The organism is Wolbachia sp. wLmal, from assembly GCF_049435495.1.
Lineage (GTDB): Bacteria > Pseudomonadota > Alphaproteobacteria > Rickettsiales > Anaplasmataceae > Wolbachia > Wolbachia pipientis.
This window is the reverse complement of the sequence record NZ_CP185405.1, coordinates 98,406-113,063: the sequence shown is the minus strand read 5'-3', so window position 1 is coordinate 113,063 and position 14,658 is coordinate 98,406. Positions and strand designations below refer to the sequence as shown.

12 protein-coding genes and 1 rRNA gene are annotated in these 14,658 nt (G+C 34.9%); 12 read left to right on the top strand and 1 reads right to left on the bottom strand.

What is annotated here, in order from left to right; translation table 11 throughout:
* The first annotated feature begins 37 nt into the window (after positions 1-37).
* Positions 38-880 carry a ParA family protein gene (locus tag ACEL90_RS00540; protein ID WP_423348996.1) on the top strand — a complete coding sequence of 281 codons (843 nt, stop codon included), beginning with the start codon at positions 38-40 and terminating at the stop codon, positions 878-880.
* A complete protein-coding gene (locus tag ACEL90_RS00535) occupies positions 877-1,728 on the top strand; it encodes a ParB/RepB/Spo0J family partition protein (RefSeq protein WP_423348995.1) in 852 nt (283 codons plus the stop codon). Before ACEL90_RS00540 ends, ACEL90_RS00535 begins: the two co-directional genes overlap by 4 nt.
* A gap of 1,252 nt (positions 1,729-2,980) precedes the next feature.
* Here the strand turns inward: ACEL90_RS00535 and ACEL90_RS00530 are convergent.
* Positions 2,981-3,595, bottom strand: coding sequence for a hypothetical protein (locus ACEL90_RS00530; RefSeq protein ID WP_423348994.1), 615 nt, complete (start codon positions 3,593-3,595; stop codon positions 2,981-2,983).
* A 155-nt stretch (positions 3,596-3,750) separates the two neighbouring features.
* On the opposite strand from ACEL90_RS00530, the gene ACEL90_RS00525 reads away from it, so the two are divergent.
* From ACEL90_RS00525 to ACEL90_RS00480, 10 genes are all read left to right on the top strand, one after another.
* A 16S ribosomal RNA gene (locus tag ACEL90_RS00525) occupies positions 3,751-5,255 on the top strand.
* A gap of 100 nt (positions 5,256-5,355) precedes the next feature.
* Positions 5,356-5,733 carry a succinate dehydrogenase, cytochrome b556 subunit gene (gene sdhC / locus ACEL90_RS00520; RefSeq protein WP_007548462.1) on the top strand — a complete coding sequence of 126 codons (378 nt, stop codon included), beginning with the start codon at positions 5,356-5,358 and terminating at the stop codon, positions 5,731-5,733.
* A complete protein-coding gene (gene sdhD / locus ACEL90_RS00515; RefSeq protein WP_423348993.1) occupies positions 5,730-6,086 on the top strand; it encodes a succinate dehydrogenase, hydrophobic membrane anchor protein in 357 nt (118 codons plus the stop codon). The genes sdhC and sdhD overlap by 4 nt, the downstream gene beginning before the upstream one ends.
* An 84-nt stretch (positions 6,087-6,170) precedes the next feature.
* Positions 6,171-7,415 (top strand): hypothetical protein, encoded by a 1,245-nt coding sequence (locus ACEL90_RS00510; protein WP_423348992.1) that lies wholly within the window; start codon positions 6,171-6,173, stop codon positions 7,413-7,415.
* 112 nt (positions 7,416-7,527) lie between these two features.
* Positions 7,528-8,811 carry a sugar phosphate nucleotidyltransferase gene (locus tag ACEL90_RS00505; protein WP_423348991.1) on the top strand — a complete coding sequence of 428 codons (1,284 nt, stop codon included), beginning with the start codon at positions 7,528-7,530 and terminating at the stop codon, positions 8,809-8,811.
* Positions 8,812-8,944: 133 nt separating this feature from the next.
* Complete coding sequence (locus ACEL90_RS00500; protein WP_423348990.1) at positions 8,945-10,174, top strand: lipoprotein-releasing ABC transporter permease subunit; 1,230 nt, start codon at positions 8,945-8,947, stop codon at positions 10,172-10,174.
* Entirely contained in the window at positions 10,167-10,898 is a 732-nt protein-coding gene (locus tag ACEL90_RS00495) for a hypothetical protein (protein ID WP_038250643.1), read from the top strand. Before ACEL90_RS00500 ends, ACEL90_RS00495 begins: the two co-directional genes overlap by 8 nt.
* Positions 10,895-12,115 carry a heme biosynthesis protein HemY gene (locus tag ACEL90_RS00490; RefSeq protein WP_423348989.1) on the top strand — a complete coding sequence of 407 codons (1,221 nt, stop codon included), beginning with the start codon at positions 10,895-10,897 and terminating at the stop codon, positions 12,113-12,115. The genes ACEL90_RS00495 and ACEL90_RS00490 overlap by 4 nt, the downstream gene beginning before the upstream one ends.
* A 198-nt stretch (positions 12,116-12,313) precedes the next feature.
* Positions 12,314-13,186, top strand: a complete 873-nt coding sequence (atpG, locus tag ACEL90_RS00485; RefSeq protein WP_010081973.1) for an ATP synthase F1 subunit gamma — start codon at positions 12,314-12,316, stop codon at positions 13,184-13,186.
* An 18-nt stretch (positions 13,187-13,204) separates the two neighbouring features.
* Positions 13,205-14,539 carry a TldD/PmbA family protein gene (locus tag ACEL90_RS00480; RefSeq protein ID WP_423348988.1) on the top strand — a complete coding sequence of 445 codons (1,335 nt, stop codon included), beginning with the start codon at positions 13,205-13,207 and terminating at the stop codon, positions 14,537-14,539.
* The last annotated feature ends 119 nt before the right edge of the window (positions 14,540-14,658 follow it).

Sequence of the window (14,658 nt, the reverse complement as noted above, 5' to 3'; positions counted from 1 at the left end):
TATACAATAGAATTATTTTATACATAAGATAAAAGGCGTGAGCAAGATTATTGCAATAGTAAATCAAAAGGGTGGAGTTGGCAAAACCACAACTAGTATAAATTTATCGACAGCCTTTGCTGCTGTGGGAAAAAGCACTTTATTGGTAGATCTTGATCCTCAAGGAAATGCTAGCACCGGGCTCGGGATTTCTTATCGTAGTAGGGAAGAAAAAAATATATACAAAATACTACTAAGCAGCGAAAATAAATTGATAGAATCGGCAATTTTCAATATAAAGGAAATTCCGAATTTATCGCTAATTTCGTCAGTAGTTGATTTGTCAGCTGCAGAAATTGAATTATCGCAACTTGAGCGAGGAAAATTCGTACTAAAAAGCGCATTGGAGAAGATACGCGATAATTATGAGTATATAATCATCGATTGCCCTCCATCACTTGGGCTTCTGACCATAAATGCTTTGACTGCTGCTAATTCTATTATTGTTCCTCTTCAGTGTGAATTTTTTGCTCTGGAAGGATTAAGCCATTTAGTTAAAACTGTGGAGCTAATAAAAAGGAATAACCTAAACCCTTTTTTGGCAATAGAAGGGATAGTGTTAACAATGTATGACAGGCGCAACAAACTTAGTGAGCAGATTAAAAACGATATTTGTCAGTATTTAAATGATAAAGTATACAAAACTATCATCCCATTGTATGAGACTGTTATTCCACGTAACGTACGGTTATCAGAAGCACCTTCTCATGGAAAACCTGCTATTGTGTATGATCTTAAATGTCCTGGTGCACAAGCGTATATAAGTTTGGCAAGGGAAATTTTAAAAAAGCACGCGAGCAGTTGTAAGGAGAAGAAGCTAGTGAGCAAGGGCGTGGTATGAAGGATGATAGACGCCTCGGCAGAGGTCTTGCCGGTCTCATAGGCGATAATTATGATAATAAAGAAGATCGACAAGAGTATTTGCCTATTTCATTACTGCACCCAAGTAAATTTCAACCGAGGAAACATTTTGACGAGGAGTCATTAAGAGAACTTGCAAATTCGATAAAGAAGAGTGGCATTATACAGCCCATTGTGGTACGCAAAGATTCAAATGATGATGGTTACGAAATAATAGCTGGAGAACGTCGTTGGCGAGCAAGCAAGATTGCAAACCTTAATAGTGCACCGGTTATCATAAAAGATTTGAACGACAAGGAATGCTTGGAAGTATCCATTATTGAAAACATACAAAGGCAAGATATTAATCCAATAGAGGAAGGTGAAGCTTACAGAAAACTGATAGATGAGTTTTTCTATACACATGAGGAATTAGCTTCAGCTATAGGCAAAAGCCGCAGCCACATAACCAATATGATTCGGATGTTGTTGCTCCCTGATAGGGTGAAAACAATGATCAATGAGAAAAAATTGTCTATGGGTCATGCAAGAGCGTTGATTAATGTTGAAAATGCGGAAAGTATTGCAGAAAAAATAGTTTCTCAGGGCTTAAGCGTTAGACAAACTGAAAAACTGATAAAGGACCTACATCAAAACAACAATCAAAAAGAGCAGAGGGATACTAGAAATCAAGATATGACAGTAATAGAAGGCGCTATATCTTCTCAACTTGGTTTAAAGATCAAAATTAATGACAACAATTCTAAGGGTAAAGTTATGATACGGTATGATAATCCAAATGAATTGGATTTGATATTGAAAATTTTGAATAGGAAACTTGAGGCATAGCTAGTAGTTGGCTAGCAAAGCAACAAACCAATATCAACTGTTGGTGTCATGAAAGTAGCTGACACTGGAATCCAGGAATTTTATTAAGTTGGTAAGCATAAAAGTATAACTTCTACGTCATACCGCCGCGGTATCCGCTAACAAGCAGCGGGGTGACGATTGTCAGGGTAGCTGTCATCCCAGTGCCCTGACTACTTGGATCCAGGAAAAAGAATGGTGTCATCCCAGTGTGTGACACTGGGATGGCTTTGTTGCATCGCTAGCTATGATGGATTAAAGATAAAAAAGATAGGGAATATCAGTAGCTTATTATTCTGGTATTTATAACAAGAACGGTCAGTGAATACCTAAATTTGAGTAAAAGAAATTTCACTACCACTCACTAATCTGGCTAAAATTCAAGAATTTCAATGCTTTAGCTATTTTCAATAGAATTAAATTTATTAATATAAATAACAAATTACTATTCTTAAATTTGATCAGATTGATTGCAAAAAAACAAGATTTTCAATAGGTTGCTTATAATCCTAACTATAGTTAGCCTTTCATAAGTAGCGATGCAACAAAGCCCACTGGGATCCAGGAAACTTAACTTTACACCAGGTAATAAGAACTGGATTCCAGCGTCACGCGCTGGAATGACAGCAGTCCTACGTCATACCGCGATTCATTCGCGGTATCTCAGCCGCTAACAAGAGATCCCGCTAACAAGTAGCGGGATGACGGTTGTCGTTCAGCCACAAACATTAAGAAATTTACCGAATAAAAAAAAGGCAAAAGAAGCCCCGTGGTTATTATCCGCTTTAAAATATTGGCGTTTTTTATGTTTTAAACGCTTGACAAGCAAGATTAAGCCGCTTTTAATTGCAACTAACCTACGCTGCAAATGTTTAAGAAATTTACTAAGCAGAAAAAAAAGACAAAGAATCCCCGAGTTAGCTAGTCTTTTACTATCTCTGTCGAGTATTGGCATTTTTTGATGTCTTGTAACGCTTTATAAGCGCGTTCAGCTTATTTAGATAAAAATCTAGATGTAGATGAAGTTTTGTAAAGACATACAGTATCTATATACTGCAAAAAATTGAACATAAGACGCCGATACATTAAGTAATCCTTACCTTTTAATCTGCAGATTGGCGAAAGCAAACACAATAGCTTCAGTTTCACGATAAGGGGGCTGGCGAAGGGTGTTAAGTAAGTTTTTTCGTTTCATCCGATGCGCTGCCAAAAGCTATGCAAAAAGTCCAATGAGTTAACTCCCATATATCCGGAGTAATTCTTGTGCATTAGCCTTTATTAGAGTAGGGCATTTTCTGTCATTTAATAGGGAACGCAATATTTTAGTTGCACCTTTAATGTCGTTATTATGTATCTTTACTACAGCGATAGCTTCTTGGCTTGAATAAGGGTATACTGTGCTTGATTCTAAATTATCAATTTTGTCTTTATTTATTTTTTCACCGTTGGAGTGAAGTAAGCTCATTACTTCTAAATATTGTGCTAACTCACGCAAAACACCAGGAGCATCTTTATCATCTGCCAAATCATTATAAATAGATGCTGTGTCTGTTGGTATTGAATCTGAGATATGATTGAATGCGCGTTCAAAATTTGCTAAATACTCCCAATTTGAATCTATTTCTTCTAGCAGCGGCTTATTATCTTTTTTTAAGAATAATACTTCGTAAAACTTGTCACCTGCAGTTATAGATTGTTTTGTGTTATCAATGTTGCGCAATAAGTATAATGTGATGCCAACTAACATTGGCGCGAGTGCAAGCAGAAAGATGTATTTTTTCATGGTAATATTCCGAATAGTTATATATTTATACATTAATGCTTTTGATTTGCAAAAACATATTGACATAGTGATTATATCACATAATAATGTTCTCAAAGTTGTTTGAATAGTTGGAGATTAAAATATTTCTAAAGTAGAAATAAAGACAGCAGTATTAAGCTAAATTATTTTTTTTGTCGGATTTATCCGATGTACCCTCAACCTTTTATAGGTTGAAGTCTAAATTTGAGAGTTTGATCCTGGCTCAGAATGAACGCTGGCGGCAGGCCTAACACATGCAAGTCGAACGGAGTTATATTGTAGCTTGCTATGGTATAACTTAGTGGCAGACGGGTGAGTAATGTATAGGAATCTACCTAGTAGTACGGAATAATTGTTGGAAACGGCAACTAATACCGTATACGCCCTACGGGGGAAAAATTTATTGCTATTAGATGAGCCTATATTAGATTAGCTAGTTGGTGGAGTAATAGCCTACCAAGGCAATGATCTATAGCTGATCTGAGAGGATGATCAGCCACACTGGAACTGAGATACGGTCCAGACTCCTACGGGAGGCAGCAGTGGGGAATATTGGACAATGGGCGAAAGCCTGATCCAGCCATGCCGCATGAGTGAAGAAGGCCTTTGGGTTGTAAAGCTCTTTTAGTGAGGAAGATAATGACGGTACTCACAGAAGAAGTCCTGGCTAACTCCGTGCCAGCAGCCGCGGTAATACGGAGAGGGCTAGCGTTATTCGGAATTATTGGGCGTAAAGGGCGCGTAGGCGGATTAGTAAGTTAAAAGTGAAATCCCAAGGCTCAACCTTGGAATTGCTTTTAAAACTGCTAATCTAGAGATTGAAAGAGGATAGAGGAATTCCTAGTGTAGAGGTGAAATTCGTAAATATTAGGAGGAACACCAGTGGCGAAGGCGTCTATCTGGTTCAAATCTGACGCTGAGGCGCGAAGGCGTGGGGAGCAAACAGGATTAGATACCCTGGTAGTCCACGCTGTAAACGATGAATGTTAAATATGGGAAGTTTTACTTTCTGTATTACAGCTAACGCGTTAAACATTCCGCCTGGGGACTACGGTCGCAAGATTAAAACTCAAAGGAATTGACGGGGACCCGCACAAGCGGTGGAGCATGTGGTTTAATTCGATGCAACGCGAAAAACCTTACCACTCCTTGACATGGAAATTATACCTATTCGAAGGGATAGGGTCGGTTCGGCCGGGTTTCACACAGGTGTTGCATGGCTGTCGTCAGCTCGTGTCGTGAGATGTTGGGTTAAGTCCCGCAACGAGCGCAACCCTCATCCTTAGTTACCATCAGGTAATGCTGGGGACTTTAAGGAAACTGCCAGTGATAAACTGGAGGAAGGTGGGGATGATGTCAAGTCATCATGGCCCTTATGGAGTGGGCTACACACGTGCTACAATGGTGGCTACAATGGGCTGCAAAGTCGCGAGGCTAAGCTAATCCCTTAAAAGCCATCTCAGTTCGGATTGTACTCTGCAACTCGAGTGCATGAAGTTGGAATCGCTAGTAATCGTGGATCAGCACGCCACGGTGAATACGTTCTCGGATCTTGTACACACTGCCCGTCACGCCATGGGAATTGGTTTCACTCGAAGCTAACGACCTAACCGCAAGGAGGGAGTTATTTAAAGTGGGATCGGTGACTGGGGTGAAGTCGTAACAAGGTAGCAGTAGGGGAATCTGCAGCTGGATTACCTCCTTAGGCTTTGCGCATAACTTACCATTTTTAATGATGGTGTTGTTATGTGCTGTACTGCTGTCTTTACTTCTACTTTATTTTAATTTCCCGATAACGGAATTTTATGAGTGATAGACCTCTTTCTCCACATTTACAAATATATAAAGTACAAGTTACTAGTTTTTTCTCTATTATGCATAGATTGACTGGTATCTTGCTATTCCTTTTATTAATGATACTTTCTTGGTATTTCATACTACATGTTTACTTTCCTGAGTTACTTATAGTAAGGTACTTAAATGCATTATTATTCACTCCTGTTGCTAAATTAGCTTATGTCTTATGTTTTATAAGTTTTGTATATCATTTTCTTAATGGTATTCGTCATTTATTGTGGGATGCTGGGCTTAATTTAGAAATTACTGGCGTTTCAAGGAGTGCTATACTGCTGACAGTAACGCTACTTCTTTCTACTATGGCTTTTTTATTTATGTTTATATGAGTCAGTCTGGAAATTCAGTACATCATTGGTGGGTTCAGCGTGTTTCTGCGGTAATTTTACTGTTCCTGTTTCCTTGGTTCATCTATTCATTTTCTTGCATATTTTATACTGATAGCTCTTTGTCTTTTAGTGAAAAATTTATTAATCACCCTCTAGAGCTTTTATTTTTTGTTGTATTGTTGTTTTGCATTTTTTGGCACGCAGTTCTTGGAATGCAGGTAGTATGCGAAGATTATATACACAGCGTACCTTTGAGGATTTTTACAATTACATGCATAAAGTACTTATCAAGCATTACTTATATAACCCTCGCTTTTACAATCTTTATCTTCTACAGGCGTATTTTCTTGTAAAATCACCGGTGCTGTGTTAATATATTATTAGTGTACTAGTTTTATTATTGAACTATAGCATTATAGCGATTTTGGTTTGACAATATGTTTGAAGCATTAAAAAAGGGAGCAATAGATCTTACACTTAAAGCAAAAGGTCTGCTTACTTCACCTGAATCTCAAGTTTACGTCGAAGACCTTAGAAAGGTAATGATGTATGATGGAAGGAAATGCCAGTATCCAAAAAATTATGATCAAATTGTACAGTCTGCTAAAATCATAGAAAACAGGGATATGCATGGAAATGCTATACTAGATAAAGATAAAAATCCAACCTATAAACTTTTGTATGGTCAAAAAGATGAGAATGGAGAACAACCAAGTTTCAGATTATCTTTAGTTACCAAAGATAAAGATAATGATAGATCTTATTTTACTATCAATTATATAGACAATCAGGGTAAGCAAATTCCGATAAATGAGTTGCATAAGTCATATTTTGAGCCATTAGGCTTTTCGAGAATGGATTTGAAAAAACACGTGCCAATTTTTGAAGCTGAAAAAACTAAGGATCCTCAATATCCATTTGAATTAACTAATTCTTCTGTGCTAACTAAAGAGGTAAAAAATAAAGAAGGTAAAGTTCAGGAAGTTGTTGATGAAAAAGGAAGAAATGGAGAATTATTATACACTAGTGATTACAAGAAGCTAAGCACCCATTTTTCAGAAATTAGAGATCAGAATGGTAATCTAGAGTTAGATAAAAGTCTTATATCTGTTCCTATCGTTTTTGCTACAAGTTTAGCTAAAGTTTGTACTAAATTGTTGACTTCTCTTCCTATGAAATTAGGGGAGTATTTAATAGGTAAACAAAGTCCAATTGCAAAGTCTTTTGGTTATCTTTTATTTACTCCTGCAATGGCAGTAAAAAATTTAGTGGATATGGGAGCTACCATACTTAAGGCTCCAATTTTATTATTTGTAGCAGATAAGAAGAAGTATGGTGATGCTTACTTCACTATGTGGAAACACCAATTGAAAGGATGTTGGGAAGAAGCAAAAAGTGACTTTAATGTTATTAAAGATGGAGAAAGGCTAAAGCCAGAGCAAAAGGATCATAAGCCACTTAGTATAGTGGGCACATGGGATGAGCTTAACGCTAGAAGGCCAAAGAAACAAGGGAATGATAAAGAAGTTAGCAAGAGTAATGAAATACTAAAGAGTCCTGAGGAAGAACAAAATAAGGGTAGTGAAATATTAAGTGATAAAAGAAAAGGTCATGTTGAGGAATTACAAAATAGAAGAAATCCACAGCAAGGGCAAGGCGCTACACATGATCACTCTCATTAGCAATTACTTTAAATCAACATTTACTTTCTTTATTAACTATTCCACAACAAAAACTTGCATGTATTTTGCCCTCAGTATAAGATGTTAATTATTTAATTAACATCTTAACTAAATGCGCCCTGTAATATTGTGTGGTGGTAGCAGACTTTGGCCTTTATCTAAGCCAAAGCAATTTCAGAAAATATTTAGTCAGAACACTATGTTTCACAACACTTTGTTGAGGCTAAAAAGCGATTATATGCCGCCCATAATTGCTACAAATATACAGTACGAGTCATTAGTGATGGAGGAATTGCATGCACTGCAAGAATATAAAGTGATTTTCGAACCAGTGAAAATTGGAACAGCAGCGGCAATATTAATTGCTGCACTTCTCTGCAATGAAAACGAGATAATGTTAATTCTGCCTTTAGACCATTTTATAGGTGATTTGAATAGTTTTTATGCTTCTACTCAAAAAGCGTCTAAGTTAGCCTCTGAAACTAACTCTATAGTCACTTTTGGGGTTAAGCCTCATGAATTCAATTCTGAATACGGCTATATAAATGCAATATATGATCAGAAAGAAAAATGTCATATAGTGAAAGATTTTACAGAAAAGCCCGAGCGTAAGTTAAGTAACGATCATTATTGGAACTCTGGAATATTTGTGTTTAAAGCAAAACGCTACATAGATGAGATTAAAAAATCTGCCCCGAATCTTTACAATTTATGTTTTAAATATTTCACACCGCAAGAGAGATTTCTGTATTTAAAACAACGAGATTTTGCAGGAATTGAAGGCATATCCATTGATTACTTGGTGATGGAGAAAGCAAAAAACGTTGCAATGATAGAAGCTAATTTCGATTGGTTGGATGTTGGAACTTGGAATTCAGTTTTAGAATTGAGTGAGAAGTTTAGTAAAGAACTGGTGTCATTTCAGCATGTGATTAGAGAAAAAGAACCAGTTTCAACGACAAAAAGTAATAAAAATTTATTGGGTGGAGCTTGTAAGCAACCAAACAAAAGTCTAATTTCATTTATTCATAAAGTTAAGAAAGTAAAGGTGATAAGGAAAGAAGTTAAACCATGGGGATTTTGTAGTATAATTTTAATGAGCGAAAATTTTCTTATAAAATATCTTTTTATAAATCCATTAAGCTGCACTTCTAAGCAATTCCATCACTATAGAGATGAATACCATATAGTGCTATCAGGAGTTGGGTATGTTAGTTTAGAAGACAAAGAATATGCTATAGCAAAAGACCATATGATAGAAATCCCAAGGGAAGTTTCCCATAGGATTGAAAATAGAAGCATAAGCTCTCCACTTGAAATAGTTGAATTTCAGATAGGAGAGCATTTATCTGATAATGATATAGTGAGGTTAGATGATGTATATGGAAGATTTTGAAATTCTAATGTTAAAGATACTCTATAAGCCTGCTAAATTTAAGGAAGCAAAAATCTCTAGTTTTCAAATAAAGAAAAGTCTACAATTATATGAAGTTTCAAAAATATAATGTTTAACCTCAAAATATTTTGTAATGTCCATTGCCTTTGAAATTACTATGGCTGCTTGCTATTTGCGAGCGAAAAATGCCAGATTTTGCTCTATAGTGACTTTGTTCTCTATTATCGGCATTGCCCTTGGAGTTGCAACACTAATAGTGGTGATGTCTGTGATGAACGGATTCAGAGCAAAGTTGCTTGACTCAATACTTGGCATTGATGGCCATATTAATGTTTATTTTGATAGGAACATAAATTCAGATTACTACGCAGTTTCAAAATCTATTGAGAGAATTCCTGGTATATTAAAAGCTACTCCTATGACCAATGATCAAGTTATTATTGTAGCAAACGGTAAAATTGCAGGTAGCGTAGTGCGAGGTGTATCAACTAAAGACTTGCTTGATAGTACTGCCGTTACAAATAATGTAATTATAGGTGATGTAAAAAAATTTGATGAAGGAATAATAATAGGAGCACGCTTAGCAGAAGCTTTGAACGTTGACTATGGCGACGAAATTACGTTTATATCATCTGAAGAATTTGATGCATTACTTGGTGAAATGCCGCGAATGAAAAAATATAAAGTTATAGCAATATTTGATATGGGTATGTTTGAGTATGATAATACCTTGATATATATGCCTCTAAAATCAGCACAAGCCTTTTTTAATTACAAAAATAGCATAAAAAATATAGAAGTACTTGTAGACGACGTTACTAGAGCTGATAAGCTGGCAGATGCTATAGAAAAAGAAATAGGAATGGAAGCTGAAAGTTGGCAATCACAGCAAAGCCATTATTTTAGTGCTTTAAAAACTGAAAGAAATGTGATGTTTTTAATTCTCACTTTGATTATAGTTGTAGCAGCGTTTAATATTGTCTCAAATTTAATGATGATAGTGCAAGAAAAGAAATCCGCGATTGCAATTATGCGTACATTTGGTGCAACAAGTGGAAGCGTTATGCGTATATTTTGCGCTTGTGGTCTATTAATCGGTTTTACGGGAACTTGTCTTGGCTGTATTATAGGTGTCGTTTTTTCTCTCAATATCGAAAGCATTAGAGTGTTTTTAGAAAACATTACTAATGTCAAGCTGTTTGATCCTATGATATACTTTTTTTCAAGTTTGCCAGTGATATTAGTACCCCAAGACGTAGTAAATATTTCTGCACTTGCGTTACTCTTATCATTTTTAGCGACAATTGCTCCTGCGTTGCAGGCAGCTGCACAAGATCCTGCGGAGATACTACGTTATGAATGATACTCAGCAAAAGTACATAGGTTGGTTCTTAATTGTATTGTTATTTACCGGTTACATCACAATAAATAACATAATCTTTTTAAAAATAAATCAGCAAGAGAGTGAAAACAATGTGAAAGCTTTAACGGAAAACATGGATGAATTTAGAATGTTGCTTGAAGTTAATCAATCTAGAATAGAAAAAAAGATATTTGACCTCAAGAGAAGTCAGCATACTCAATGTGAGCAAGGTGATAATAACTCAAGATGTAAGAACCTTGCAAAATTGCTATTACTTGTGGTTAAAATGAAGAATTCGTTATTGCGAGAAGCAAAATTTGATAACCATATAAATTCAATAAAGCCTTTGATATCAGAGCTTGACGATCCAGAGATAGAAAATGCAGTAGATGAATTAGAAAATTTGAAAGAGATAAATACCTTACACGAATTGAAGTTATCTTTTGAAAAAACTATTGATACTATCGATTACAACAAAAGTACATTGTCTAAAAAAATCATTTCAAACTGGATAAAGGTAGACGACCGAAATGATCCATTAAGAGTAAAATTCGCAGAAATTGAGGAGTCAATAAATGATAATGATTGGCAAAATATAACTGTTACAGTAAGCAATTTAACGCATTCAGAATTCAAGCCATGGCTGAATAAATTGAATGGTTTTATTGTAGCTTCTAAGAATATTTCAACAATATATCATCACTTATTACAATATATCTCATGATTTATTTTATAATTTTCGCTTTTTCGTTTTTATTTGGTATATGGGTCAAGGTAAGTGGTGAAGTAATAAAATTGGAATTAGGCAATTACACTATAAGTATTGATCTATATTTCATTATTTTTACTTGTGTAGTTTTATTATTTTTATTAATTACACTTGTACGCTTTTTTTCCTCCATTTCATCAACATTTGCCAACATAAGAAATAGAAGAAGGGATATGGAAGAATTGCTTCTCTTTGAAGCTTTCTTTAGCATAGACTTAGACAATATAGAGAATGCCCAAAAGCTAGTTAAAAGTCTGAGTGAGGAGAGCGATAGGTTGTCTTTAATAAAGCTCTTTAACTCAGGTAAGACGGGAAATTACAGCTTTTTCAGTAACGGTTTAACAAATATTGCAAATAAAAATCGTAACTTAGCTCTACTTCTAGCCAATAAGCTGATTGTCCACCTCAAACAAGAAAAAGTAGTCTTTCAAAAATTTATAGAATATTGCTCTAGTTCAATTAACGATAAAATGCTATCTATTCCCTTTCAAATAGAGCATTGCATATTGAAAGAAGATTGGATTAATGCAATTTTGAGGTTGAAGGAAGCAGTTAAGTCCAATATTTTTCTCCCCTTTGATCATAAAGAAATGTTTGCAGTGTTTTATTGCGCTTTAGCAAAGCAATATGAAAGTAAAGGAAATTTTAAGGAGGCTATAAAGTCTTTATTTAGAGCACAACGTTATAGTGCAATTTTTCAGCCCATCAATTATTTAAAGGCAGAATTATATATTAAACTTGGAAAAATCAGAAAAGCTTCTGCAGTGCTAGAGGCAGAGTATACAGTAAATCCTACTCCTCAGTCAGCTAAAATGTACATCAATTTAAATAGTAAAGGTGCTGAAAGACTATACAACTTACGCCCTGATTATTATTTTAGTTACTGTTTACTTGCTTTGTCCTCAATGAGTTCAGGTAAATATGATCTTGCAAGTCAATATTTAGACACTGCTATGAAAAAAGCTAATTACATGTCAATCTACTTTATTGTAATACAACTCAAGGTTACATTGCAAGAACACGACAAGGTAATTTATTGGCTAAACAAGATGGGCTCAGAAGCTTTGCCTGATCCAAGCTGGAAATGTAAAAATTGTAACAGGGAACTAGAACAATGGGATCATAAGTGTTCAAGTTGTAATAGTTTTAATTGTGTTTATTATATATTATAAAATTCCACAAAGTGTAGAAATTACCATTAGACTACTTTCACATTGATATTGCTGAAGTTAGAGCACTTTCTTAATATAATCCTTATCTCCAAACAATAAACCTGCAAGTTTCTTAGCTAGACTTGGTTTTAATGTCAAAAAAACTTGCTTTTAGACACTAACAGTTATATATTTTAATAAATCAGGGTTGTATACAAAATGAAGAGCTTAAAGGAATTATCCTTAAGAATTAAGAATATTAGGTCTGTACAGAAAACCACGAAAATAATGCAAATGGTTTCTGCAGCAAAGTTGTTACAAAGCCAAAAGAAGTTATTAAATTCAAAATTATATGTATCTAAGCTGCATAACATTATTTTTTCATTAATGCTATCAGTTGATCAAGAATTACTGGCAAAAATTCTAAATGTCAGTAACGACGGTTCTTACCTAGTATTCATTATTGCGTCTGATCGTGGCTTGTGCGGCAACTTTAACTCTTCTATTGTCAAATTTAGTCAAGAGCGTGTAAATAAGTCAATCGCAAATGGCAAAAAAGTAGATATTGTATTTCTTGGTAAAAAAGCTTTTGATGTAGGTAAAAATAGATTTGACTCTAAAAGTATCTTAAAAATTGAAAATAGTAAGGGAATCACGTTAAAGCACGTAGAAGCTTTGGTTGATGGTATAGATTTAAGTAAATACGATAAAGTTAAAGTTTTTTATAGTAAATTCTATAATACCTTCACGCAAAAACCAATGTTGGAAACAATAAAACCATGGAGTAAAGACTCATCCTTGATTGATAGCTCTCTGGCTGGTCCAACAACAGATTACGGCTATGAGTATGAACCACAAAATATTGAATTTATTTTAAAATCTTTGGTTCAAGATTACGTTGTAATTGCTCTTTACTCTGCTTTACTTGAAAGTGCAACGAGTGAGAATAGTGCTAGAATGGTTGCTATGGAATCAGCAAACAGAAACACTAAAGAGATACTGAACAAATTAGCATTGCTTTATAATCGTTCTCGTCAAGCAGCGATTACGACTGATTTAATTGAAGTTATAGGTGGTGCAGAATCTTTATAGAAATCTAAGGAATAGAAAATGGATATATTAAATATTGCAGCAGATATTACTAAACTAATAAAAAAGCAAAATCAAGATGCGGAAGTTACAATATATGAAACTAATAAGACTTCAGTTTCTCAGCGTCTATCAAAAATTGAGCAAATATCACAATCTAAAAATTGCACTGTAGGAATCAGAGCTATAGCAGGTAAAAACAAAGCTGCGTATATTTCTACAAACGATTTGAATAATCTGAGTGATACAGTAAGCCAAGTGGTAGAAATGGCAAAGAATGCGCCAGAAGATCCTTGCATTAATTTTGCTGTAAATGGTAGTAATTATATCTCTTCTGCAGATTTAAGTATCTCAGATAATAATGTTGTAACCGTTGATAACCTAAAAGAAATTGCTGAAGCTGCAGAAAATTCAGCCCTTGCACATAAGAGTATCACTAATTCTGAAGGAGCCTCTTCTTCATACGCTTTAGTGAATACAGTATTATCGACTGTTTCTGGTTTTATTGGCTCGTTTAGTAAATCAACCTTTGCTAATCAGGTCTCTGTTGTTGCTGGAAGAGAAAGTGAAATGAAGGTTGGTTACGATTATGATATAGCATGTAATTTTAGTGATTTAAAGTTGCCAGAGTTAATGGGAAAAGAAGCAGCAAAAAGAGCAGTTGATCAATTGAATTCACGTACAATGAAAACTGGTAAATTTCCAGTTATTTTTGAAAAAAGAGCAGCAAAAGGGCTAGTAAAAAGTTTTGCTTCTGCTATAAATGGGAGCAGTATTATAAGCAACAGTTCTTTCTTGAGGGGTAGTTTAAACGCTCAGATTTTCAACGATAGAATTAATATTATCGATGATCCATTGTTGCCAAGAGGCATAGCATCGAGACCATTTGATGGAGAAGGGATAACTAGCAAGAAAAATATATTTGTAAAAAACGGAATATTACAAAATTGGATTTTAGACTTATACTCGGCTAGAAAATTAGACTCAGAAACAACCGGAAGTGCAACTCGTGCAAGTAATGCTGCAGTTATTCCTGCAGCTAGTAACCTCTACATTGAGAATGGTGATGTATCGTTTGAAGAATTAATTCAGGAAGTGAAAGAGGGAATATATGTAACTGATTTATTTGGTTTTGGTGTCGATTTAATCAATGGCGATTACAGCCAAGGCGCTTCCGGATTTTTTATAGAAAATGGAAAAATAACGTATCCAATACATGAGATTACCATTGCTAGCAATTTGAAGGATATGTTTAGCAATTTAGTCATTGCAGATGATCTAACTTTTTGTGGGCAATTTAATTCACCAACGATTAAAGTTAGCGAAATGACGGTTGCAGGTTCGCTTAACGATTAAAAAATTTATTTGCATCAAGTACAACAATTGTGTATTATTGTCATGTAATGTTAAGAATAGACTATGGAGTATAAAGGTTTAGTTTCAATAGCTAAGCTTAAAGCATTCTCAATCGTAAT

What these genes read in the sequence shown, in the direction of transcription:
- ACEL90_RS00505 (WP_423348991.1), top strand. Translation starts at nt 7,528, where the DNA reads ATGCGCCCTGTAATATTGTGTGGTGGTAGCAGACTTTGGCCTTTATCT.
- sdhD (WP_423348993.1), top strand. Translation starts at nt 5,730, where the DNA reads ATGAGTCAGTCTGGAAATTCAGTACATCATTGGTGGGTTCAGCGTGTT.
- ACEL90_RS00530 (WP_423348994.1), bottom strand. Translation starts at nt 3,595, where the DNA reads ATGTCAATATGTTTTTGCAAATCAAAAGCATTAATGTATAAATATATA.
- atpG (WP_010081973.1), top strand. Translation starts at nt 12,314, where the DNA reads ATGAAGAGCTTAAAGGAATTATCCTTAAGAATTAAGAATATTAGGTCT.
- ACEL90_RS00490 (WP_423348989.1), top strand. Translation starts at nt 10,895, where the DNA reads ATGATTTATTTTATAATTTTCGCTTTTTCGTTTTTATTTGGTATATGG.
- ACEL90_RS00480 (WP_423348988.1), top strand. Translation starts at nt 13,205, where the DNA reads ATGGATATATTAAATATTGCAGCAGATATTACTAAACTAATAAAAAAG.
- ACEL90_RS00535 (WP_423348995.1), top strand. Translation starts at nt 877, where the DNA reads ATGAAGGATGATAGACGCCTCGGCAGAGGTCTTGCCGGTCTCATAGGC.
- ACEL90_RS00495 (WP_038250643.1), top strand. Translation starts at nt 10,167, where the DNA reads ATGAATGATACTCAGCAAAAGTACATAGGTTGGTTCTTAATTGTATTG.
- sdhC (WP_007548462.1), top strand. Translation starts at nt 5,356, where the DNA reads ATGAGTGATAGACCTCTTTCTCCACATTTACAAATATATAAAGTACAA.
- ACEL90_RS00500 (WP_423348990.1), top strand. Translation starts at nt 8,945, where the DNA reads ATGTCCATTGCCTTTGAAATTACTATGGCTGCTTGCTATTTGCGAGCG.
- ACEL90_RS00510 (WP_423348992.1), top strand. Translation starts at nt 6,171, where the DNA reads ATGTTTGAAGCATTAAAAAAGGGAGCAATAGATCTTACACTTAAAGCA.